We start from the raw sequence: 4,381 nt of genomic DNA, 5'->3' as shown, positions 1-4,381 counted from the left end.
TTAATCGACAAAAGAACTCGTATCGTAATTTAGTACTGATATCAAATAATAAACACGCTAAAATAGCGCACTTTTGACTTCAGCAAGGTGTACTGTGCGCGTTATTTTAGCTCCAATGGAAGGTGTGGTTGATGACCATATGCGTGAAATATTATCTGCCATCAATCCATTTGACCTGGTTGTGACTGAATTTGTCAGGGTCGTCAATCAACTCATACCAGATAAAGTGTTCTATAAACTGTGTCCTGAGCTACTTCATCAAGGGCTAACCGCATCAGGAACACCTGTACGTGTTCAGTTGTTGGGACAAGAACCAGAGTGGATGGCACAAAATGCCATAAGAGCCATTGAGCTAGGCTCAAATGGTGTTGATGCAAATTTTGGTTGCCCAGCTAAAACTGTCAACAAAAGCAAAGGCGGCGCAGTATTACTCCAATATCCTGAGAATATTTACAGTATCGTCAAAGCCATGCGCGACGCAGTACCCTCTGAGCATCCTGTTACAGCTAAAATCCGTTTAGGCTACGAAGATAAATCGTTATTTATGGAAAACGCCTTAGCCGTGTATGAGGCTGGCGCAACAGAGCTCGCTATTCATGCTCGCAGTAAAACCGATGGTTATAAACCTCCGGCATATTGGGAATACATTACTGAAGTGAGACAGCGCCTGCCAATTCCTGTTATCGCTAACGGAGAAATTTGGAATGCCGCTGATGCTCAGAGATGCATGGATGTCACTGGCTGTGACAGTATAATGATTGGTCGAGGAGCCATATCGTTGCCTAATCTAGGCGATACCATCAAAACTGGTGCGACGCCATTTAGTTGGCAACAAACCTTAAGCTTACTTATGGCCTATACCGACAAAGAACTTAATGGTCGTAAATCTGACTATTATCCTTCACGGATTAAACAATGGTTTAGTTACTTAAACCGTCAATACCCTGAAGCGGATACTCTATTTAGAGAGCTACGAGTGTTCAAAACAACTGAAGAAATCGTTAAGGTTCTAAAGCATGCTCACAGGTCGCTTATATAAGCTTGCAACAACACACCAACTTTACATCTAGGCTTAAATTAACCTTTTTGATAATGTGTCATCAAGGTTATAAACTCTGTTAATGCTACACAACCATAAGCGTTTCTTAGTCTTCAATCGACAGTGATTCAGTCACCATATTGACGCGACAATCAACCCTAGCTTAACGCCCAGACAGACAATAATGATTGTTAACATGAATAAATGATAAATTATTATTCATGTTTTTATCGCAGAAATCTTATCGAGAATTGATCTTCATCATAACGTCTGCTTTATTTGTGCCTAAAATAGAAATTCTACATTGGCATTGTCAGTTAAGGTTATTTCAGTTGCACAACACTCAGGACATACAGCAAAAACTTCAACATCTTGAACTTATTTTGAGACATGAGTTAATGCTACTTATAAAGGATTCATTAAAAGCTACTGAAGTTGCTCATATTTCGATGGAAACCCCTCTTGGAAAAGTGATTGATTACTTGCCACAAGTCAAACTAATCAATACTGATATTTTCACTAAGTTCATGAAGCTAGATGCTGCTTACTGTCAGCTTGAATTGGGTTTATATGGTCTTTGCTCTGATTGTGAAATGGACATAGAACCGCCCCGCTTAATCGCCGATCCAACGGAACAACGTTGCACAGGTTGTGAACAGAAATTCCGCCGAGAACATCGACATGAATTACGCTTAAATCACTAACCATGCTTTGCTTTATTAGCGACTTAAAATCAACGTAATAAAAAGGCCTACAATAATGTAGGCCTTTTTATGTCAGACAATGTAACTGTCACATTGTCTGATGTTTAGCTCACTAACTAAACTGTTATTTAGAACTTAACAGTTACGCCACCGTAGTACTGGCGACCAATAGTGTCATACACTTCTGGTACTGTACCACCATCACTACCATTCGATACGCCTGATGGCTCTTCATCAGTGATGTTTTTCACACCAGCGCTTAGAGTAATCATGTCAGTAACATAATAAGTACCGGCTAAGTTGTGGTACAGAATCGCATCCACTTTATCGCCTGTATTTAGATCGTCCATTTCGCCAATGTAACGGTTGAAGTAGTTAACACTCCAGCTATCTTGACCTGCTTGAATGCTGAAGTTGTTACGAACTTCTGCATAAGCACCAAAGTTACCATCGATCTTGTTGGTGTAATCATTGTCTTCTTGTTCGAAATTCAACAAGTAAGTTGTGTCATTGCTGATTTTCCAATCTAACGACAAGGCTTCAAAGTTATAAGCTAAGTTGAAGTCTAAACCGCTAGTGTCTTGGCTACCTACGTTTGTTAACGAGTTAGTAAGATTAGATAAATCACCGTTTGCACCAATGTTAAAGGTTTCACATGCTGCAGCTGAAGCATTAGCAAAACATTCTTCTAAACCAGCTTGAACATCTAAACGAGTGATTGCATTTGACACTTTAAAGCGCCAGTAATCAAGCGTGACCGATAGACCTTCAACATAGTTTGGTGAGTAAACTAAGCCAGCTGTATAAGAGTCAGACTCTTCAGCTTTTAGATCATCATCAGACGTGTAACGAACTAGAATCTGTGGGTCCTGAGCATTGCCCCATGGATCATCCAAGTAGTCGTAAGAGCCAGTGTCACCACCAAATAACTCACTGATGCTTGGAGCACGGAAACCTGTTGCCGCTACAGTACGAAGCATCAAATCATCAGTTGCTTCATAGGTTAGACCTACTTTCCAAGTAGACGCTTTACCGAATGTTGAGTAATCGTCATAACGCAGTGCAAATTCACCGGTTAATTTTTCAGTGAAAGGAACGCTGACTTCTTGGAATACAGACAATACATTGTAATCGCCGTCTGTAGCATCTTGCTGTGCAGCAGTACTGTCACCAGCCACTGTTACAGGGTCTGGATTATAAAAACCGCTTTCATAACGGTATTCAGCACCAATAGCAAATGCAACTGCACCAGCACTCAGATCAAACAACTCACCATTTAGACCAGCAGAAACAACATGTTGCTCATTACCGCCGTCAGCATTATCAGTGAAGCTAATGTCATTAACGATTTCACCTGTTAATGGAACACCTGTGAACCATGCATCTTGGTTAGCATAAACAGATTGCTTAAGATTGGTTGCATTGATTGAGTTCTCAACACTTGAATCAGCTTTGTTTTTGCCATAGGTATAACCGATATCCCAGTTCATGCCTGTATTAATATCAAGCTCACCCGCTAATGCAGCAGAGATACGGAAAGTATCAGTGTCTTGAGAATAAATACGAGGACCGGCATCGGTAGTACGACGACGATAATTTACACGACCAGTATCATCAGCAGCAATTTCACCGTCTGTCATCGCTTGATCAAGTGTAATACATGCTGCACCAGCAGTAACACCTGGAGCACCACATACGTTTAACATTACGTCAGCAGGTTGTGGAGCTAATTGCTGATCAGACTTACGTTTAGTGTAAAGCACGTCGCCTGTTAGCACTAAATTGTTGTCTAATTCTTGGATCATATTAGCAAACAAGCTGTAACGCTCGTTTGGTGTTTGGTAATAACTGCTAGTGGTGTAGTCATAACCTGTAGAACGAGCAACCCATTCACCAGCGTCATTACGTACTTTCCCGCCTAATGAACCTGTAGGTAAAAATGAACTTGCACCAGGCTCTGTCCAGCTACGATCTGACTGAATAACACTTTCGCGTTTCGAATACGCTGCACCAATAGTGTAGTTACCACCATCGGTATTGAAGCCGTATAAACCACTAATTTCGCCAGTTTCACCATCACTTTCACTGGTAGTACTACCGTTAAGATCTAGTTGAAAGCCTTCGAAATCTTTCTTAGTAATGATGTTAACAACACCAGCGATAGCATCTGAACCGTATACTGCTGATGCGCCATCTTTTAATATTTCAACACGAGATATCATCGATACAGGGATAGAGTTCAAATCGACAGAGCTATCTGCACCTGAACCAGAGTTAACCATACGACGACCATTTAATAGTACTAGCGTACGTTGTGAACCCATACCGCGTAAGTCAACTTGCGCAACACCGTCTGAACCGTTGTTCGAGCTAGAACCTAGAGCAGCACCAGCCATTGACGTTTGGGCTTGAAGTAGTTGGTCAACTGAAGTGAAACCTTCTGCGCGAATAGCTTCAGCTGAAATGATGGTTACTGGAGAAGCAGATTCCATGTCTTGACGTTGAATACGAGAACCGGTGACTTCGATTCTTTCAACTTTCTGTTCATCGGCAGCAAATGCTACTGAAGAAAATAAGCCTGTTGTCGCGACACTTGTTGCTGCTACAGCTAATAAACTGCGGCGAATTGCCTTAGCAG

3 protein-coding genes are annotated in these 4,381 nt (G+C 41.4%); 2 read left to right on the top strand and 1 reads right to left on the bottom strand.

Annotation, left to right across the window (positions count from 1 at the left end; all coding sequences use genetic code 11):
- Positions 1-94: 94 nt before the first annotated feature.
- Positions 95-1,039 carry a tRNA dihydrouridine(16) synthase DusC gene (gene dusC / locus CXF78_RS13025; RefSeq protein WP_102037038.1) on the top strand — a complete coding sequence of 315 codons (945 nt, stop codon included), beginning with the start codon at positions 95-97 and terminating at the stop codon, positions 1,037-1,039.
- 332 nt (positions 1,040-1,371) lie between these two features.
- Entirely contained in the window at positions 1,372-1,743 is a 372-nt protein-coding gene (locus tag CXF78_RS13020) for a TraR/DksA C4-type zinc finger protein (RefSeq protein WP_102037040.1), read from the top strand.
- A 128-nt stretch (positions 1,744-1,871) separates the two neighbouring features.
- Here CXF78_RS13020 and CXF78_RS13015 read toward each other — a convergent pair whose 3' ends face one another.
- Positions 1,872-4,370, bottom strand: a complete 2,499-nt coding sequence (locus CXF78_RS13015) for a TonB-dependent receptor plug domain-containing protein (RefSeq protein WP_102037039.1) — start codon at positions 4,368-4,370, stop codon at positions 1,872-1,874.
- Between the last annotated feature and the right edge of the window lie 11 nt (positions 4,371-4,381).

The sequence above is a fragment of the Shewanella sp. 11B5 genome, assembly GCF_002836795.1.
GTDB classification, from domain to species: domain Bacteria; phylum Pseudomonadota; class Gammaproteobacteria; order Enterobacterales; family Shewanellaceae; genus Shewanella; species Shewanella frigidimarina.
Note: the sequence above shows the minus strand (reverse complement) of the source record. Positions and strands in the feature narration are given on the sequence as shown.